Here is an 818-nt window from a genome sequence, read left to right on the forward strand (position 1 = left end):
GATCTCTTCTTCGCCCTGATGCAGTGGCGTGCACTGCACGTTACAACCGTTTTTCACTGCGAATTCATGACTGTTCGGGTCACGCGCGGCCACCCAGATTGGCGGATGCGGCTGCTGTTTTGGCTGCGGCGAGGAAGTGGTGGACGGGAAATTCCAGAACTCGCCTTTATGCTCGTAGTCGCCTTTCCACAGCGCTTTGACTGCAGGCACCAACTCACGCATCCGCTGACCTGCTTCCCAGGCATCCATCCCTGGCATCAGGCGCTCGTATTCATAGGAGTACGCGCCGCGTGCAATCCCCAAATCCAGACGCCCTTTGGTGATCAGGTCCGTCATTGCCGCTTCACCCGCCAGACGGATCGGATGGGTAAAGGGCGCAATAATGGTGCCGGTGCCCAGACGGACGTTTTGGGTGCGGCTGGCGATATCCACCAGGTTGATAAACGGATTCGGCGCGATAGTGAAATTCATGCCGTGGTGCTCGCCGGTCCAGATAGCGTGCAAGCCGCCTTTATCCGCGATTTCACACAGCTCCATCATCTCATCGTACAACTTGTCCTGCGCGTCATCGGCTGACACGCGTTCCATGTGCAGGAACAGGGAAAGTTTCATACCACCTCCTGATGAGACGCGGTGAAGAAGTGACGCACAGAACCTTCGAGTTCGTCACCGTAATAGAGACCGTAATTGCCCACCGCATTTTCGCGGATAAAGCGGTCGACCAGCGATTTCAGCGCTCTGTCCGGCACCGGCAGCTGCGCCAGCGTGTGGACATCCACCCATTCGCCCTGCGGTACCGCTGGCAAGGTGCTGCCCGT

At 57.9% G+C, this 818-nt stretch carries 1 protein-coding gene and 1 pseudogene; both read right to left on the reverse strand.

The window, feature by feature from the left end:
- The coding region (locus tag IAE30_RS29860; protein WP_200681637.1) for an LLM class flavin-dependent oxidoreductase at positions 1 to 612 on the reverse strand (612 nt) is incomplete at its 3' end.
- Positions 609 to 818: pseudogene (locus tag IAE30_RS29865) on the reverse strand (hypothetical protein); the annotation flags it as partial. The gene IAE30_RS29860 and the pseudogene IAE30_RS29865, both read right to left, overlap by 4 nt.

The organism is Pantoea sp. S61, assembly GCF_016625145.1.
GTDB classification, from domain to species: Bacteria; Pseudomonadota; Gammaproteobacteria; order Enterobacterales; family Enterobacteriaceae; genus Pantoea; species Pantoea rwandensis_B.